15 protein-coding genes are annotated in these 17728 nt (G+C 61.7%); 6 read left to right on the top strand and 9 right to left on the bottom strand.

What is annotated here, in order from left to right; translation table 11 throughout:
- The first annotated feature begins 9 nt into the window (after positions 1-9).
- The 3 genes from JN279_RS26505 (at position 10) to JN279_RS26495 (ending at position 3501) form a co-directional block, all read left to right on the top strand.
- Positions 10-483, top strand: a complete 474-nt coding sequence (locus JN279_RS26505; protein WP_019857459.1) for a MarR family winged helix-turn-helix transcriptional regulator — start codon at positions 10-12, stop codon at positions 481-483.
- Complete coding sequence (locus JN279_RS26500; protein ID WP_096456741.1) at positions 480-1658, top strand: HlyD family secretion protein; 1179 nt, start codon at positions 480-482, stop codon at positions 1656-1658. The genes JN279_RS26505 and JN279_RS26500 overlap by 4 nt, the downstream gene beginning before the upstream one ends.
- Before the next feature lie 310 nt (positions 1659-1968).
- A complete protein-coding gene (locus JN279_RS26495; RefSeq protein ID WP_096456743.1) occupies positions 1969-3501 on the top strand; it encodes a DHA2 family efflux MFS transporter permease subunit in 1533 nt (510 codons plus the stop codon).
- A gap of 30 nt (positions 3502-3531) precedes the next feature.
- Here the strand turns inward: JN279_RS26495 and JN279_RS26490 are convergent, their stop codons facing one another.
- From JN279_RS26490 to JN279_RS26470, 5 genes are all read right to left on the bottom strand, one after another.
- Positions 3532-4596 (bottom strand): ABC transporter ATP-binding protein, encoded by a 1065-nt coding sequence (locus tag JN279_RS26490; protein ID WP_096456745.1) that lies wholly within the window; start codon positions 4594-4596, stop codon positions 3532-3534.
- 16 nt (positions 4597-4612) lie between these two features.
- Entirely contained in the window at positions 4613-6130 is a 1518-nt protein-coding gene (locus tag JN279_RS26485; protein ID WP_202350672.1) for a DUF5060 domain-containing protein, read from the bottom strand.
- Between the two features lie 18 nt (positions 6131-6148).
- On the bottom strand, positions 6149-7015 hold the full coding sequence (locus tag JN279_RS26480; protein ID WP_096456749.1) for a carbohydrate ABC transporter permease: 867 nt from the start codon (positions 7013-7015) through the stop codon (positions 6149-6151).
- Positions 7012-7965: a carbohydrate ABC transporter permease gene (locus tag JN279_RS26475; protein ID WP_096456751.1), complete on the bottom strand. Its 954-nt coding sequence runs from the start codon at positions 7963-7965 to the stop codon at positions 7012-7014. The genes JN279_RS26480 and JN279_RS26475 overlap by 4 nt, the downstream gene beginning before the upstream one ends.
- An 85-nt stretch (positions 7966-8050) precedes the next feature.
- Complete coding sequence (locus JN279_RS26470) at positions 8051-9295, bottom strand: ABC transporter substrate-binding protein (protein WP_096456753.1); 1245 nt, start codon at positions 9293-9295, stop codon at positions 8051-8053.
- 318 nt (positions 9296-9613) lie between these two features.
- Here JN279_RS26470 and JN279_RS26465 point away from each other — a divergent pair, with 318 nt between their 5' ends.
- Positions 9614-10597 carry an isopenicillin N synthase family dioxygenase gene (locus JN279_RS26465; protein ID WP_096456755.1) on the top strand — a complete coding sequence of 328 codons (984 nt, stop codon included), beginning with the start codon at positions 9614-9616 and terminating at the stop codon, positions 10595-10597.
- A gap of 26 nt (positions 10598-10623) precedes the next feature.
- On the opposite strand, the gene JN279_RS26460 is transcribed toward JN279_RS26465, so the two are convergent.
- Positions 10624-11139, bottom strand: coding sequence for a CAP domain-containing protein (locus JN279_RS26460; RefSeq protein ID WP_096456757.1), 516 nt, complete (start codon positions 11137-11139; stop codon positions 10624-10626).
- A gap of 79 nt (positions 11140-11218) precedes the next feature.
- Complete coding sequence (locus JN279_RS26455) at positions 11219-12442, bottom strand: TadE/TadG family type IV pilus assembly protein (protein ID WP_096456759.1); 1224 nt, start codon at positions 12440-12442, stop codon at positions 11219-11221.
- A 292-nt stretch (positions 12443-12734) separates the two neighbouring features.
- On the opposite strand from JN279_RS26455, the gene JN279_RS26450 reads away from it, so the two are divergent.
- Positions 12735-13559 carry a DUF2189 domain-containing protein gene (locus tag JN279_RS26450; protein WP_096456761.1) on the top strand — a complete coding sequence of 275 codons (825 nt, stop codon included), beginning with the start codon at positions 12735-12737 and terminating at the stop codon, positions 13557-13559.
- A gap of 60 nt (positions 13560-13619) precedes the next feature.
- Here the strand turns inward: JN279_RS26450 and JN279_RS26445 are convergent, their stop codons facing one another.
- Positions 13620-14252, bottom strand: a complete 633-nt coding sequence (locus tag JN279_RS26445; RefSeq protein WP_027054935.1) for a LysE family translocator — start codon at positions 14250-14252, stop codon at positions 13620-13622.
- A 216-nt stretch (positions 14253-14468) separates the two neighbouring features.
- Between JN279_RS26445 and JN279_RS26440 the strand changes: the two genes are divergently transcribed.
- On the top strand, positions 14469-15638 hold the full coding sequence (locus tag JN279_RS26440; RefSeq protein ID WP_202350671.1) for an FAD-dependent oxidoreductase: 1170 nt from the start codon (positions 14469-14471) through the stop codon (positions 15636-15638).
- Here the strand turns inward: JN279_RS26440 and JN279_RS26435 are convergent.
- Entirely contained in the window at positions 15635-17620 is a 1986-nt protein-coding gene (locus tag JN279_RS26435; protein ID WP_202350670.1) for a TadE/TadG family type IV pilus assembly protein, read from the bottom strand. The genes JN279_RS26440 and JN279_RS26435 overlap by 4 nt on opposite strands.
- Positions 17621-17728: the final 108 nt, after the last annotated feature.

Here is a 17728-nt window from a genome sequence, read left to right as displayed (position 1 = left end):
ATACCGCTCATGGTTTCAGATGGCATCGACAGATTGGGATTTTTGATCCACGACGTGCAGCGCCTGATGCGCAAGCGTTTCGAGACGCGTGCCAGTGGGCTTGGCCTGTCTTCGGCGCAATGGCGCCTCATGGTGCGTGTCGCCAAGGAGGAAGGCGTCACCCAGGCCCGGCTTGCCGAACTGCTCGAAATCGAGCCGATCAGCGTCTCGCGCCTTGTCGACCGGATGGAAGAGGGCGGCTGGATCGAGCGCCGCGCCGACGCCGCCGACCGCCGCGTGCGCATGATTTTCCCGACCGCCAAGGCAAGCGCTGCCTATGCCGAGGTCAAGAGCCTCGCCGGCGAAGTCTATGAGGAGTCGCTTGTCGGTGTTTCGCCGGAGGACCGTCGCGTCCTGATCAGGGCGCTCGATGCGATGGCACAGAATCTGGCGGACGGGGATACCTCGGAAAAAGTCGAGCCTACGAAAGGCGCAGCAGCATGAATGCGGTAGCCAAAGTCGACGAAAACGCCGCCAAGGTGGAGATGGAAGCTCCGGCCCAGCCGACTGCTGCTCCCGTCGCGGTCGCTTCTCCCATAGAGCCGGTCCAGGCGCCGAAGAAGAAGCGCCGCATGGGCCGCTTCCTTTTGATGTTTGCCTTGCCGGCGGCGCTGATCATTGGTGGCGGCTATGTCTGGGTGACCGGCGGGCGCTATCAGGAAACGGAAAACGCCAATCTGCAGCAGGCCAAGGTGTCGATCGCCTCGGACACGGCCGGCCGCATCGTCCAGGTTGCGATAGCGGACAATCAGATGGTCAAGCAGGGCGATCTCCTGTTCGCCATCGACCCCGAGCCTTACCGGATCGCGCTTGCCCAGGCCGACGCGGCCGTAGCCGCCGCGCGCCTCAACGTCGAGCAGCTGCGCGCCGCCTACAGCCAGTCGACGGCGCAGGAGAAATCCGCCAGCAGCGAGGTCGACTACGCGCAGTCGCAATATGACCGCGCCGCCGATCTCGCGCAGAAGGGCATCAACGCCAAGTCGTCGCTGGATCAGGCCCGCAACGACCTCGACAAGGCAAAGCAGCAGGTCGCCGTCGCCCAGCAAGGCATCATCAGCGCCAAGGCCGCACTTGGCGGCAACCCCGACATCGAAACCGACAAGCACCCGACCGTGATGGCCGCGCTCGCCGCACGCGACAAGGCCGCCTACGACCTGGCGCAGACCACGGTGAAGGCGCCCGCCGATGGCGTCATCTCCCAGGCCTCGTCCTTCAAGGTCGGCCAGTATGTCGGCTCCGGCACGCCGCTGTTTTCGCTGGTCGAGACCAACGACACCTGGATCGATGCCAATTTCAAGGAAACCCAGCTCACCAACATGAGGCCGGGCCAGAAGGCCGAGATCGTCGTCGATACCTATCCGGGCAAGACATTCGAAGCGACGGTCAAGGCGATCGGTGCGGGAACGGGTGCTGAATTCTCGCTGCTTCCCGCCCAGAACGCCACCGGCAACTGGGTCAAGGTCACGCAGCGCATTCCGGTACGCCTGGAACTGACCGATCCCGACGCCAGGATGGCGCTGCGGACCGGCATGAGCGCCTCTGTCACCGTCGATACCGGCGTTGCCCGCGGTTTTCCCGCAATATTCGGTCACGCCACGGCTGGTGAGGCCGCGCACTAGAATCAGCTGAAGCCCGCGCTGACCAGCGGGCGGAAGCGGGTAGCAGGATTGGTCTGACGGGAGGAGTGTGAAGGATCAGAGCCTGGTTCGAGCCGCGTCGCGGCCTGGCCGAAATCTGAAAATCTTCGACACGGACCCTTCGGTCCTCATGTTTCCGGGCGGCAGGCATCCGCTCATCAGAGACTTTCGATCGATGTAACCCCCACATCGATAATCGCGTCCCACCGCGATGAGGGTCTCTCAACGGAAGGCGTTGCCGCCCGGAAACCCCTATGTACACGTTTTTGTTACCTGCTGGAAGTTCCGCATCATGAGCACGCCAGAACCATTTCGAGAGGTGCCGCATCGCGGCCTGATCACGGTTGCGCTCATGCTGGCGACGATCATGCAGGCGCTCGACACCACGATCGCCAACGTCGCGCTGCCGACCATGACCGGCGATCTCGGTGCCTCTCCCGACAACATCAACTGGGTGCTGACCTCCTACATCGTCGCCGCCGCCATCATGACGCCGGTCACCGGCTGGCTCGCCGACCGCTTCGGCCGCAAGGAGCTGTTCCTGACGACCGTGGTCGGCTTCACCGTCTTCTCCATGCTGTGCGGCCTGGCATGGAGCCTTGAAACCATTGTGCTGTTCCGGCTGATGCAAGGCGTGTTCGGCGCCGCCATCGTGCCGCTGTCGCAGACCTTCCTGCTCGATATCAACCCCAAGGAACGTCACGGCCAGGCCATGGCCATCTGGGGCGCCGGCATCATGCTGGGACCGATCCTGGGCCCGACGCTGGGCGGCTGGCTGACCGACAATTTCAACTGGCGCTGGGTGTTCTTCATCAACCTGCCGGTCGGCATCGTCGCCTTCCTTGGCATGGCCGCCTATCTGCCGGCTGTTGCCCGGCGGGTGCGCAGCTTCGATTTCTTCGGCTTTGCCATGATATCGCTCGGCGTCGGCGCGCTGCAGCTGATGCTGGACCGCGGCGGCGAGGTCGATTGGTTTTCCTCGGTCGAGATATGGATCGAACTCGGTCTGGCCATCACCGGTTTCTGGGTTTTCATCATTCACACGGTGACGGCGGAACATCCCTTTATCGATCCGAAGATTTTCCTCGACCGCAACTTCGTCACCGGCCTGGCCTTCATCTTCATCATGGGTGTGCTCATCCTGGCCTCGATGTCGCTGCTGCCGCCGATGCTGTCGACGATTTTCGGCTATCCGACCATCACCATCGGCATCGTCATAGGTCCGCGCGGTATCGGCACGATGATTTCGATGCTCGTCGTCGGGCGGCTCATGAACAAGATCGACGCCAGAATTCTCGTCGTCATCGGCTTTCTGCTGACCGCGCAGTCGCTCTACACAATGGCGAGCTTCACGCCGCAGATGGATAACTGGCTGATCCTTAGCTCCGGTGTGATTCAGGGCCTGGGTATGGGAATGGTGTTCGTGCCGCTGTCGACAGTTGCCTTCGCCACGCTCGACGCGCGCTACCGCACCGATGCGACCGCGCTGTTCAGCCTGGTGCGCAATCTTGGCTCGTCGATCGGTGTGTCGGTGGTGACGGTGCTCCTGGTGCGCAACACGCAGATCAATCACGCCGAGCTTTCAGCCTTCATCAACCCGTTCAATCCCAATCTCTGGGCGGTCTCGCCGGCGGCTGCGGGCGGCGATCCGATGGCGCTGTCGGAGGTCGATCGCATGGTCAATCTCCAGGCGATGATGATCTCCTATGTCAACGACTTCAAAATCCTGATGGTGATGACGCTGCTAGCCATCCCGTTCGTCTTCCTGCTGCGCAAGCCGAAGGCTGCGCCGGCCGGCGGCGCACCTGCGGCGCATATGGACTAGGCCCTCGGGCCGCCGCCGCGGTGCCTGCGGTCAAATGCGGCTCCCCGACGCCGGGTCGAAGAAATGCACGGTCGACTTTCGCAGGGAAAGCATGACGGTCTCATCCGGTCTCAAAGTGACGCGTTCGCGCAGCACGCAGACGAGTTCGTGGCCCGCCATTTCGACAGAAAGATGCGTCTCCGCGCCGGTCGGCTCGACGACGATTACCCTGGCCGCTGCGCCGGTTGTGCTGTCGATGTGAATGTCTTCCGGACGCACGCCCAGCACGAGGCGCCGCCCTGCGGCTGTGGCAGGAATGGCTGACAGCGGGATGATCGATCCGTCGTCCAGTTCGAGGCCGGGATGAGGATTGTCGCGCGCTGTTCCTTCGATGAAATTCATCGCCGGCGATCCAAGGAATCCGGCGACGAACATATTGACCGGCCGGTCGTACAGGTCGAGCGGCGAGCCGATCTGCTCGATCCTGCCGCCATTGAGCACGACGATCTTGTCGGCCATCGTCATCGCCTCGATCTGGTCGTGTGTGACATAGACGATGGTCGACTTGAGACGCTGGTGCAGCGCCTTGATCTCGGAGCGCATCTGCACGCGCAGCTTGGCGTCGAGGTTGGAGAGCGGCTCGTCGAACAGGAATACCTTGGGATCGCGCACGATGGCGCGGCCCATGGCGACGCGTTGGCGCTGGCCGCCCGACAACTGGCGCGGATAGCGCGCGAGCAGCGGCTGCAGCCCCAGGATCGATGCCGCCGTGTCTACCTTTTCCTTGATCTCGGCTTTCTTGGCGCCGGCGAGTTCGAGGGCGAAACCCATATTCTGCGCGACGGTCATCTGCGGATAGAGCGCATAGTTCTGGAACACCATGGCGATGTCCCGTTCCTTCGGCTGCAGATGATTCACCACTCGCTCGCCGATCGATATCTCGCCGCCCGAGATGGTTTCGAGCCCGGCGATCATGCGCAGCAGCGTCGATTTTCCGCAGCCCGAAGGGCCGACCAGAATGACAAATTCACCGTCCTCAATGTCGACACTGACCCCATGGATCACGGGGGTCGCGCCATAGGACTTCTTCACATCGACGATCTGGACAGAAGACATCTCGTAACCCCGTTTCCTAGAGCCGCGGCCTGACGCGGATGGCTTGATAGGGCTTGCCGGGCAACTCGACCCCGAAAGCAGCGTCCGCCTTGCCCCCACGCACGACCGAGCCATGGCGTGTAGGATGCGGAATCGGCGCCGGCACTTTCGTGGCGGGCGTCACCGTCATGGCCCAAGTGTCGATGATGTCGATGTCGTAGTGGCCATCCTGCAGCGGTAGGCCGGTGGACCAGACGACCGGCTGATGCTCGCCAAGATAGATGTAACGAAGATCGCCGTCTCTGGCGCCGGAGACGCGGCTCCAGGGCCATTCGCTGTTGTGGCCCATCGGCTCCAACCCATTGCTGACGTCCTCTTCGATGAGGTCGCGCAGGAAGCCGATCCGCTTCCACGCCTCGCCGTGAAGCCGGCCGCCCTTGGCCCACCAGATCAGATCCTGGGGGTGCATGTAGGTTTCGCCATGCCCGGCATAGCCGCCGCGCATGACGGTGAGCCAGAAGCGGTGCACCAGTTCTTCGGCACTGATGTTGCCCCATGGGAAGACGATGTTGCCTTCATATTCAGGTTCGTCGTTGACGACCGGCTTGCCGTAGGCGTCGCGCCATTCGGGCGTGCGTTTCACATCCCAGTTCTGGATGCAGACATGGCTGACCCATGGCTTGCGGTGGTCGAAATTCATCGACTGCTCGCCATTGTGGATCGATTTCAGATGTTGGTAGGGGTCGTTTTCCTCGAGGATATGGAAGTAGCGGTCCCACTGCGCCATCGGCTTGGTGTCGAGCAGGAAATCGTACTCGTTGGCCAACGACCACCAGACGTTGCGGTAGGCAGCAAGCCGTGCGGCGAGGTAGGCGACATAGCGGAAATCCTGAGCCGCGCTCATGTTGGCGTAGCCCCAACGGTCATAAGGATGGAAGATGATGATATCGGCTTCGATGCCGAGATCGCGCAACGCGCCGACCTGCGCCTCGAAATGGCGGAATGCAACAGGGTTCGGCCGGTCGAAATCTTTCTTGCCGTCCGGCCTGGCCTCGAAGATCGCGTGCAGCGCCGCATTGGTGTTGAAGGGATAGTCTTTCGGGAAGACACCCATGCGCAGCTTGTTGAAGCGTGCATTCTTCAAGGTCGCCAGCGTCTCGGCCTGCATGTCGAGCGGCTGGTGCGTCCAGGCATAGCAAGTGGTGCCGAAGGGGAAGTAGGGCGTGCCGTCGGCATAGGCGAAATGGAATTTGTTGCGCACGCGCACCGGACCGTGGTTGCCCGCCGATGGTGCCGTTGCCTCGAAGGCGCCGCTCTTGCCCGCCAGTGACGGGATGGTGGAGTGCGTGACGTAACTCCAGCTGCCTTCATTGTCCGGCATGAAACGGATGCGATAGGTGCCGTCGCCATCGTAGAAGCCTGGCACCGCGATGCTGCGGTTCGCTTGCGAAAAGCTGGCGGACAACTCGATCTCGACAAAGGGATTGCCATCCGCAGGCCCCTTCAGTTCGATCTCGAACATGTCCCATTTCTCGACTGTCGTGCCGTCGGTCATGCGTGGTTCCTTGCGTTGCTATTCCTTGACCGCGCCCGATGTCAGCCCCGAGACGAAGTAGCGCTGGAAGATGAGGTAGACGATCGCCGCGGGCAGCACCGTCATGACGATCGCCGCGTTGAGCTGGCCGTAGTCGCGGGCGAACTGGCTCTGGAACGACATCAGGCCGAGCGGCAGCGTCCAGCGATCCGGATCCTGCAGGATGACCAGTGCCATGGCGAATTCGTTCCAGGTGGCGACGAAGTCGAGGATCAGCAGCGCCGCAAGCACCGGCAGCGACACCGGCAGGAAGATGCGCCGGAACACGGTGAAATGCGACGCGCCGTCGATAAGCGCCGCCTCGCTCAGTTCCTTCGGCACGTCTTTGAAGAAACCGTGCAGGATGAACACTTGGTAAGGGACGCCGAAGGCGAGATAGGGCAGGATGATGCCGACATAGGTGTTGATCAGCCCGAAGCTGTTCACCTGCTTGAAGATCGGCGCCAGCATCACCTGGAACGGGATCATCGTGCCGAACACGATGGCAAGGAAGACGACCTTGTGTCCCCGGATCTGGATGCGGCTCAGCGAATAGGCGGCCATGGCCGATATCATCAGCCCGAGTGGCACCTTGATGACGGTGATGATGGTGCTGTTGACGACCGTTGTGCCGAAATCGCCGCGCCGCCAGGCATTGGTAAAATTCTCCCAGGCGATGCTGGTCGGTGGCGAGAACGCGCCGGTCCCCATCACCGTCGCGTTCGATTTCAGCGACGTGAAGATGATGAAGACGAACGGCGCGATCCAGATCATGGCGACGATGATCAGCGTGATCCACAGTGCCACCAGCAGCGGATCCACCCGCTCCGCGCCGGCCTGGCGAAAGGGGCTGGCCACACCGCTCATTGATAGGCCTCGTGCCGCTTGAGCGTCCAGCGCAGGTAGGGGATAACGATGGCGACGGTGATGAGCAGAAGCACGACGGAAATGGCGCTGCCGCGGCCGAAGTCACCGAGTTGCATGGCTTGCGTATAGGCCCACATGGCCAGCATCTGCGTCGATTGCGCCGGTCCGCCGCCGGTCATGCCGTAGACGATGTCGAAGGCTTTCAGCGAGTTGATCAGCGACAGGATCAGGACGATGGTGATGGTGGGCCTCAGCGCCGGCAGCGTCACGTAGCGGAACAGCTGGAAGCGTCCTGCGCCATCGATGCGGGCGGCTTCGATCAGCGTCGGCGAGACCCCTTGCAGCCCGGCCAGGAACAACACCATCGAGAAGCCCGCGACCTCCCAGACATAACCGATGAAGACCGAATAGAGCGCGACGTTGCGGTCGCCCAGCCAATCCTGGATCAGGTTGGGCCATCCGGCCGCGGAGAGCAAACTGTTGAACAACCCGAAGAAAGGGTCGAACATCCAGCGCCACATCGTTGCCACCGCGATCGGCGCGATGATCACGGGCATGTAGAACAGAGCGCGCAGCGGCGAGCGGCCGGGGATGTTCTGGTTGAGGCCGAGCGCCAGCCCAAAGCCGATCAGCGGCGGGAAGACAACTGACAGGAAAGTCCAGATCAGCGTGTTCTTGAAGGCGACCCAGAAGACCGGATCGTCGGCGAGCACGTAGCGGTAGTTGTCGAGCCCCACCCAATGCTTGTCCGCGTTCAGTCCATTCCATTTCATGAAGCTGAGCTGGATGACGTCGATCATCGGGTAGAAGGCAAAGACTGCGTAGGTCAGCACCGCAGGCGCCAGTAGTATCAGTCCCTGCAGGGTCGGATCCTGCAGTTTCCGGCGAAGCTGACCTGACCGGGTCGGCATTCGCGCATGGCGATCGGCGGCGGAAATGTTCACAGCCATGTATCATCCCAGGAGCGGTGCGAAAAAATCGGCTGGCCGGCCCCGGCCTTCGGCTTGTCGGGGCCGGCCATCGCGAGGTTCAATATCAGCTGCGGTTGCCGATGAATTTCTGCAGCTCGGCAGCTGCCGCCTTAGGATCGAGATTGTCGCTGGCAACCTCGTTGATGACCCGGAAATATTCGGTCGTGACATCGAGCGGGAAGGCCTGGTCGCCATTGACGAATGTCGACGGGAACTTGCCGAAAATCTCGATCCATTTCTGGTCGAGCGGTTCGGTGCTCGTGTACTTTACGTTCTTGTTGACCGAGATCGAACCGAAATCGCCAAGGTGCTTTTGCTGCACGTCGGTGGATTCCAGATAGTTCAGGAATTTGGCGGCGATGTCGGGAACTTTGCTCTTGGTCGAAATGTAGTTGTACTCGGCGAAGCCATAGAGGCGGTCGGTGCCGGTCGGGAACGCGAACAGGCCGAAATCGGCTGTGCGGTTTTCGCCCTTGAGCTGTCCCACCAGCCAGTCGCCTTCAAGCATCATGGCGGCCCGATTGCCGAGGAAGAGATTGAACGACTGCGCCTGATCGATGCCCATGAACGGCTTCAGCGTGTAATTCGATGTCCATTTGTGGAACTCCTCGAAGGAGGCCGTGGCGCAGGCCTCGTCAGCCCAGCTCACTCGCATGCTCATCAGCTGGTCATGCTTCTCGACGCCGCATTTGGTTTCCAGGATCATGTCCATGAGACGCATGACGTGCCAGTTGACGGTTCCGCCAAAGGTGATCGCCGGAATGCCGGCGGCTTTGAGCTTCTCTGCGTCGGCGACGAGCTCATCATAGGTCGCGGGGGCAGTGGTGATGCCGGCCTTCTCGAACAGCGCCTTGTTGTAGTAGAGCGCCTCGCCGTGGAATGTGTAGGGTACGCCGTGCCTGCCACCCTCATACTGCTTGGAGAAGGAGAGCGCCGGTGAGAGCAGTTCGTCGTCCCATTTGTATTCGGCGTAGTATTTGTCGAGCGGTAGGCTAAGTCCCGCCTTGACGAATTCGCCGCCAAGGCCGAGGCCGCCCCACATGAAATAGATGTCTGGTCCCTGGTCGGAACCTGAGGCGACGCGTAGCGCCGACTTGTGTTCATCGGTGCCGCGGCCCTCAACCTTGATGGTGACGCCTGGATTGGCGGCCTCGAACTCCTTCACGATGTCAGCCCAGGCCTTGTTTGCGGAATCGTTGGCGAAGGTCAAAGTCCAGACCTTGATCTCCTGGGCCGACGCCGCGCTGGCGACCATCATGGCGATACCGCTCAAAAGCGCTATGCGCCGAATTTTCCTCGACGTTTGCATAGTTTCCTCCTCGTCGGGCTCCCTCAAGATGCACTGAGCCTTCGAAGCCGACCCTAGTTATATTAATCATCATGTCAACTGGTATAATGAGATGAAGAGTGATGCTCGGCATCTGCGGTATCGGCGGCACGCACCGGAACGCAGCCTCTGCAAAGATCGGTGCGGCCGCTTGGTCGGCGGCTACTTGCCCAGGGCCAAGTATCGCAGGTCGGGGTCGCGCCTCTGGCGCATATGGACTAGGACGGACAGGTCGGTTGGTCCTAGCCTATTGCCGAACCCGACTGCATCGTCCCGGCGGGCGACCGTCTGGACGCGAGAATGATGCAGGCGACATTTCCGGTATTCGACCTCAAGCGGTTCGAAGACGCCGGCGCACGAGAGAAAAAGACGCTCGGCGCCGAGGTCGACCGCATCTGCCGCGACACCGGGTTTCTGGCTGTGACCAACCACGGTATTCCGCAAGCGGTGGTCGACGCGGCGTGGTCGAAGGCCCGCGCCTTCTTCGATCTGCCGCCGGAGCAGAAGCAGCGCGCGAAGGCGCCCTACAAGGGCTATCCGTACGGTTATCTCGGCCCCGAACTCGAAGCCTTGGCCAAATCCCGCAACGTCGACACGCCACCCGACCTCAAGGAGAGTTTCAACGGCGGACCGCTCAGCGTGCCGCAAGGCATGTCCGATCCAGAGGCGCTTGCCTTCTGTTATGCGCAAACGATCTGGCCTGAAGAACCGGACGGATTCGTCGACGCCTGGAAAGCCTATTATGCGGCGCTCGAGGATCTGGCGCTGCGCATCATGCGTGTCTTCGCCACGGCGCTTGGCCTGTCTGAAAATCATTTCGACAGCTATCTCGATGCGCCGATCAGCGCGCTGCGGGCGCTCAACTATCCCGAACAGCATGTCGCGCCGAAGCCCGGCCAGATCCGCGCCGGCGCCCACACCGACTATGGCAGCCTGACCATCCTTTTGCCGCAGGCCGGATCGCGCGGCCTTCAGATCATCACGCCGGATGGAGAATGGACCGAGGTGCCGCCGATCCCGGGAGCCTTCATCATCAACATTGGCGACCTGATGGCGCGCTGGACCAACGACCGCTGGGTCTCCACACTGCATCGTGTGGTCAATCCATCGACAGAACAGGGCGGCAGGGACCGGCGCCAGTCGATGGCCTTCTTCCATCAGCCGAACTGGGATGCCGAGATCAAGGTGCTCGACGGCTGCCTTGCCGATGGCGAGGCGCCGAAATACGCACCGGTGCGCTCCGGCCCCTATCTGATGGGAAAATTCAAGGCGACGACGAAGTAATGCATGCCGCCCAAAAGTGTGTGATGCTACCTGCCGAGAACCAGCGACCAATAGCGCAGGTTGGGGTCACGTCCGTCGCGGACATAGGCGAGCCCGAAGCGGCTGAAATCCGCATCGAGTATGTTGCGCCGGTGACCTTGCGAATGCATCCAGATGTCGAACAGTTTTTGCTGGTCGAAGCGGCCTTCGGCGATGTTCTCGGCCGCGGCTCCCCGCACGCCGTTGTCCTTCATGCGCGAGGCAAAATCCTTGCCCCAGCCCGTGGTGTGGCTCATGCGCTCCCGCGATGCCATGTAGCCGGCCTGCTGCAGCGCCGCCTGCTCGAGCTGGGCGTCCGGCGTCAGCGGGCCGAGCCCGGCTGTGGCGCGCAAACCCGCCAGAGTGGCGGTGGCTGAGGAGGAGACGCCTGCGCCTTCGCCCGTCGGGACTGAGACGGTGCTGCAGGCGGAAAGCACGGCAATGGCTGCAAGGCCGGCTACCTTGAGCAACGTGCGCCTGTTCGGATTCGGGATTGGGGAGTTTGCAGTTTTCGCGATCGTCATGCCCACCTGACATAATGGCGATCATGGCTTTTGCCGGGCAGGGCGGTAAAATCTGAGATGGAAATGAGAAGCCAACCGCTCATTTCACAAGGGTGATCAGGCGGCTGGCATACATCTCGCGATTTCCAAACACGGCCGAGCAGTCGGTTTTGATGGATGAGTTTCCGGTCATCTGCACGGTCAAGCCAACAAGCCTCAGACAGTCCCCCTGACCGCTCATATCTGAGTTGCCGGCAAAGGAAATGGCCGCGTCAGGCGCATAGACGAAACCGCTGATCACGGAATTTGCGCCGCCATTCAGCGTCAAGGCCGACGTGTTGCCGCGGTTCTCGAAAATGGTGATGCCGGCGTAGGGACCGCTGGTGGGTGGCGATAGATTCACCTGTTCATTGGCATTTATGGTGATCTGTGAGCCCTCCATGAGGAATAAGGTCACGCCTTGACCGGTCAGGCTGCCGTTGCCGCCGGGTTTCAAGGTGACGCCGCGGAAAATGTAGACGCCCGGATTGAGCGTGATGTTTCCCGACAACGTCTTGTCGCAATAGGTTCCGGGCGACAGCGCATAGGTTTTGCCGTTCGGGACCGGCAGGCACAATGTGTAGGGGGGAGGGACGACATCCGCCAGAGGATCGAAAGACGCATATTGATGTTCGAGCGGGGCTCCGCAGGTGAGATTGGCGCTGGGCGGCAAAAGCCCGGAAGTGCCGCCGACGGTCGAGACGCAACCCGCAGACACCTGCGCGGAACCGCCTCGGCTGACGGCATCGGACGCGTCCGAGTTTGCTGCGATCACGCAGCTGCTCATAGCGACATTGGTCGAGCCCTGCAGGCTTACGGCTGCCGAAGCATGTGGATCGAGCGCCAGCACACAGGCCTGCGCACCGGGGTTCATCTTGACCGTGGCTGAGCGGTGAGCTGGCCAGGGGGCCGCGCCATTGATGAAGCTCGGATGGTTGATGCTGGACGAAAGCGAGATGTAATAGGCGCTCGGGTCGCCGCTGGCGGTTGTCGAAAAAGCGGAGACGCTGTCGGAATATTCCTGCTGGTCGGCCAGGCTCAAATTGGCCGCAAAGAATGTCAGCCCAAGTCCCTGGACATCGCTCGCGGCCATGCTGGGCAGGTACTTCGTACCGACGGCAAGCCCTGCCGCGTCCAGCGAGTTCTGCAATTGCGCGGCGTCGTCACTCGTGCCCGTCAGATCGATCGTGCCGGCCACGACAACCATTATCGGCAGCATCGCTATGGCGGTCGCCATGGCAAAGTTGCCGCGCTTCGAAGGCCAGAAGCCCCTCAATGTGAACATCGTCCGCCGCCAAGGTTTGCAATGCCTAGGTGATACGCTTGGGGTCTCTATGAGTAATTTAAGCAATAACTAAAATGCATGGGTTCTAAAATGAGGCGAGGTGGCTCGCCAAACGAAGGCCGCCCGGCACGCCCAATGAGGGGCAGCAGCCGGAGATGACCGACAACGACTGGTTCCAGCCATTGACGCGGCGACAACCGACGCCAGATCTGCTATCGTCACTCTCGTTCTTGCAGTGGCAGCTACGGGCGGCCTCACCGCGTGACCGCCCCCGACACACGGGAGGATGGTTATGGCCGGCTTTCATGTCATGGCGGACGCGTATGGGATGCATGTGCAGCCCACGGTGCGCCGTATCACCACGACGGACCTCTGGGACGCGCTCAAGCTCGGCGCCGAGGATTTCTGGGCAAAACCGTCTCACTACGTGTTCCTGTGTTTGATCTATCCGATTGTCGGCCTGATCCTCACGCAGTGGAGTTCGGGTTCCAACGCCATTCAACTCGTCTATCCCTTGATGTCGGGCTTTGCCCTGGTCGGGCCTTTTGCCGCGATCGGGCTCTACGAGATCAGCCGCCGGCGCGAGCTGGGCATGAACACGGATTGGCGCCATGCGCTGGATGTGCGCCGGTCCCCGGCGCTGCCGTCGATCGCAGTCATCGGCATCATGCTGTTTGCGCTGTTCCTTTTGTGGCTGTTCACCGCGCAATCAATCTACACCAGCCTGTTCGGCGACCAGCCGCCGGCATCGATCGGCGCCTTCGCCCGCGATGTGCTGACGACCGGCAAGGGCTGGACCCTGATTCTGCTTGGCAACGCGGCCGGGTTCGTCTTTGCCGTGGTGGTGCTCGCCACGACGGTGATCGCCTTTCCGCTGCTGCTTGACCGTGATGTCGGTGCCGTCTCGGCAATCGAAACCTCGGCCCGGGCGGTGATGGCAAACCCGCTGCAGATGGCGCTGTGGGGGCTGCTGGTTGCAGTGCTTCTGGTGATCGGCTCCATCCCGCTGTTTGCCGGGCTGGCGGTGGTCATGCCGATCCTGGGCCACGCCACCTGGCACCTCTACCGAAAGGTAGTCGAGCCGGCGCAGATCCGCCCGATCCGCCGGCCGATGTAGACCAGAGCATGGCCCCCGAACGTGGGAACCGGTTTTGGGATCATGCTCTGCCGGAAGGGCTCAGCGCTGGGCGTCGGTCGCCATCTTCAGCGCCAGCGCCGTCAGCACCCCTCCCATCATCCAGCGCTGGATGACCAGCCACAATGGCCGCCCGGCAAGGAAGGTGGCGATCGAGCCGGCCGTCACCGCGATGATGGCATTGACGGTCAGGCTTATTGAGATCTGCGTCGCGCCCAGAACCAAGAGCTGCGACAGGACATGGCCTTTGCCGATGCTGATGAATTGCGGCAGGAGCGACAGATAGAGCACCGCTACCTTGGGGTTGAGCAGATTGGTCATCAGCCCCATGGCGAATAGCTTGCGCGGCCGGTCTTTCGGCAGGTCGCGCACCTGGAACGGTGAGCGGCCGCCAGGCTTCACGGCCTGCCAGGCAAGCCACAAGAGATAGAGCACGCCGGCAAAGCGCAGTGCGTCATAGGCATAGGGCACGGCGAGCAGCAGCGCCGTAATGCCGAACGCCGCCGACACCACATAGAACAGGAAGCCCACCGCGACCCCGCCAAGCGAGATCAGTCCGGCCTTCGGCCCTTGCGACAGCGAGCGTGAGATCAGGTAGATCATGTTCGGGCCTGGCGTCAGCACCATGCCAAGGCAGACCAGCGCGAAGGCGATATGATTGGCGGTATCGGGCATTGTTCGTCCCCTAAGCGTGCCGCGATGGACGCACGATCCCGCGAGCGGGTGATATGTGCCTGTCGCGGCAGGCACCCGCAAGGGCTTGGCGGCGCCAGGCGTTGCGCCAGAAAATCACAAGCCTGTCATCGACATGCCAATTCCCCGTCTTAAGGACGAGCCGGAGTTGGCGTTTCATTTCATGCGGTCTATGCCTGCAATGCCCGGGAGTTCATCGTGACCACGAACAAAGCCATCAAACTTGCGGTGATCGGACGTGGTCTGATCGGCTCGGCGGCTGCGCGACATTTGTCCAAAATGGGCCATGATGTTGCACTGATCGGGCCCGATGAGCCGACCGATTATCCGCACCATGGCGGTGTCTTTGGAAGCCACTACGATGAGGGCCGTATCACGCGGGTTTTCGACGCCCATCCATTCTGGCGGCAGGCCAACAGCGCTGCGATTTCTCGCTACGGCGAGATTTCCGCGGAGAGCGGTGTGGAATTCTACCGGGAAGTCGGCGTGCTTCATGTCGGCCCTCGCGAAAGCACTGATATCGCCTCGGTTGGCAAAATAGCCGCCGAGGCTGGCATTCGCTGTGAAGCCTATGATGATACTGCGCTCGCGGAGCGATTTCCGTTTCTGAAATCGACGGCGGGAATGCGCGGATATTTCGAGCCGCGCAATGCCGGACACATCAGCCCGCGCCGCCTGGTCCGGGCGCAGACGATTGCGGCGGAGCGCGCCGGGGCTCGCATCATCGACGAACCTGTCCTGGGGATTTCGGAAAGCGGCTCCGGTGTGACGATCCGGACGCGATCGGGCAGTGTCGAGGCCGAGCGTGTTCTTGTCGCGGCAGGCGGGCATACCCAGTCACTGCTCGGTCAATCCCTGGGCTTTACGGTCTATGGGCGTACCGTGGCGATGTTTCGGCTCGGTGCGGGGGAGGTTCAACGCCTGGCCGGAATGCCGTCGATGCGTTGTTTCGGACCCAAGGGCGAGGATCCCTATATTCTGCCGCCGATCCCCTATCCGGACGGGCAAACCTGGTTGAAGCTCGGCGGCGACCCGGTCGATCTGCCGCTCGAAAGCGAGGCGGATATCAAGGACTGGTTCAAATCGGGCGGGTCGATCGAGGTTGCCGATGGGCTTCAAAAGCAGATCCTTGAGCGTATTCGCGACCTCGATTTCGAAGAACGCCGGGTCGTGCCTTGCATGACCACCTTTGGCGACTCGGGCTTGCCTTGCATCCGGCCGCTTTCGCAGCGTGTAGCGGTTGCATTCGGCTGCTATGGCAAGAGTGCGAAATGTTCGGACGAATTGGGCCGGTTGGGCGGCATGGCGCTGCTCGGCGAGATCAGAGCCGAGCTCGCACCCAAGAACGTGTTCAGCGCCGCTTCCTAGCCGACCACCCGCAGGTTCGACAGTTCGTTGCCGATTTCCTTGAAGTCGTTCGACAGGCTGGCGCCGGTCGCATTCCAGAACAGCTTGGCCGGCTTGGTCGGATCCGTCGCGTCCTTGCGGAAGCGCGAGTCCGACGAGCAGGATTTCAGCGCATCGATCGCCAGCTTGTCGCTTGCCTTGGTCGTCGACAGGTCGAGCGCCACCGTCATCACCATGATGTTGGCTGCCTTGGCGTTGTTGCAGAGCGTTACCATCTGCTCGTTGAGCGCGTTGGTGTAATTGCCGTTCGAATAGTCGAACTGACCAATGGCGCTCGATGTGCCCATGAACATGCGGCCGACCGTGGTGCCGTTGTAGCCGGGGTTGAGATAGCCGTAGGACGCATAGGTCGATTTCGAATTGGCGGGATCTGAATAGCCCAGCGAAGACGGTGTGTAGTAGGTGTTGGCGCCGTCGGTCAGCACGATCACCACCTTGTCGTTGCCTTTCTCGGTTTCCGCGCGCCCTTGCGTGAACGGCTCGCCACTCGAAACCACCCGCCAGCCCCACGCCAGGCCCTCGGGAACATTGGTGCCGCCATTTGGCTGCATGAGGTCGATCGCGGCCTTGATCGCGGTGGCCCCATCGGTGACGCTGACATCGGTCAGCGGCGTGATCGGGTTGGTGGTGCAGCTGTAGTTCGGGCCATTGCCAGAGGGTAGCGCCGGCGCATCTATTGGCCGCGGCTGGAAATATTTGGCCATATTGCGCAGCCGCGATTGACCGGTGCTGCTCGAAGGATCGTCGTTCCACCAGCTGTTCACCGCGCCGTAGGTCACCGGGGCGGCTTCGTCGGGGTCTTGGGTGAGCTTCCAGTGATTGCCGGGCTCGTCGGGAGCGAACATCGGCACGAACATCGTTGCCGGATCGCCGACGCCTATGCCGGTGTTCGCCGAACCCCCGGATGGCGGGGTGTCGTTGACATTGTAGGGGTAGGGCCGGGCCTCCACGCAGCCCTGCCAGCTGGCAAATGGACCGTAGGAATCGATGTAGTCATATTCGTCGTGGCTGCGTTTGCAGGTGTTGTTCGAATTGTACTCGTCGCAAACCACCCGCTTGCTGTTGACGACACGCTCGTGGTTGGTGACGACCTTCATGTCCCGATACAGCGAAAACCGGGTCAGCATCTGGCCTTCCTCGGTGCCCCAGCCAGTGCCGCGCTTGTACCAGATACCGTTGGTCTGCTGGGCGTATTTGTTGGCCGCATTCAGCGTCGACCAGTCGAAATTCTCGTTCGACACCGGCGACAGGCCCTCGGTGTCCATCCACGACGCGTTGCCATTGCCGGGGCCGACATTGACCGAAGCGGCAAAGGGCACGAGGCCGAACTGCACCGGCTTGTCGACCTGCTTGATCATAACCGCCTGCTGGGCCAGCGTGTCGACCAGCTGCTTCGACGCAGTCTTGAGAAGATCGATGCGCTTTTGTCCAGAGCCGGTGCCGAGTGTGGTCATCGATCCGGAATTGTCGAGCACCAGGGCAACTTCCAACGTGTTCTTCAGCCGCACCTGGGAGGTGATGTTGAAGCTGATCCTCTGGTTCGCATCGGTCGCGGATTTGCCGACCATCTGGGCGAAGGCGGGATAGAAATAGGGCTTGTAGGCAAGCTGCGCCGTCATCGTGAGCAGGCCACCGCCGCTGGTGTTGCTCGGCAAGGTGACGTTGAGCGTCGTGCTGGCGGGATCGACATCGTTCAGGTTGGCATTGAAGAAATCGAGCGCATAGGCTCTCAACTGGTCGTCGGTCGCACCTTCCGTCAGCCGGCGCGCCGTGGCGAAGTTGGCGGCGTCGAGCGCATTCGTCACCATCTGCTTTTCGCGGTTCATTTCGGTGAAGTCGACCGCGATCGCCAGGCCGCCCATCAACGGCACCATCGCCACGACTGTCATAAGAGCATAGTTGCCGCGTCTGTCGCGGCGGAACTGGCGCCAGATTTCATGCATGTCTTGCAGCGGCCCCCGCCGGCGGATTCTCGATTGGCGCCAGCTTTTCACAAAACGCTGAAGGGCCGGTTTGGGAAACCGCTCTATTGCTCGGTCGGCGCTTCACCA

Origin of the sequence: Mesorhizobium sp. 113-1-2 (assembly GCF_016756475.1) — a bacterium.
In the GTDB taxonomy this organism is placed as follows: Bacteria; Pseudomonadota; Alphaproteobacteria; order Rhizobiales; family Rhizobiaceae; genus Mesorhizobium; species Mesorhizobium loti_C.
This window is presented reverse-complemented; position numbering and strand designations above follow the sequence as displayed.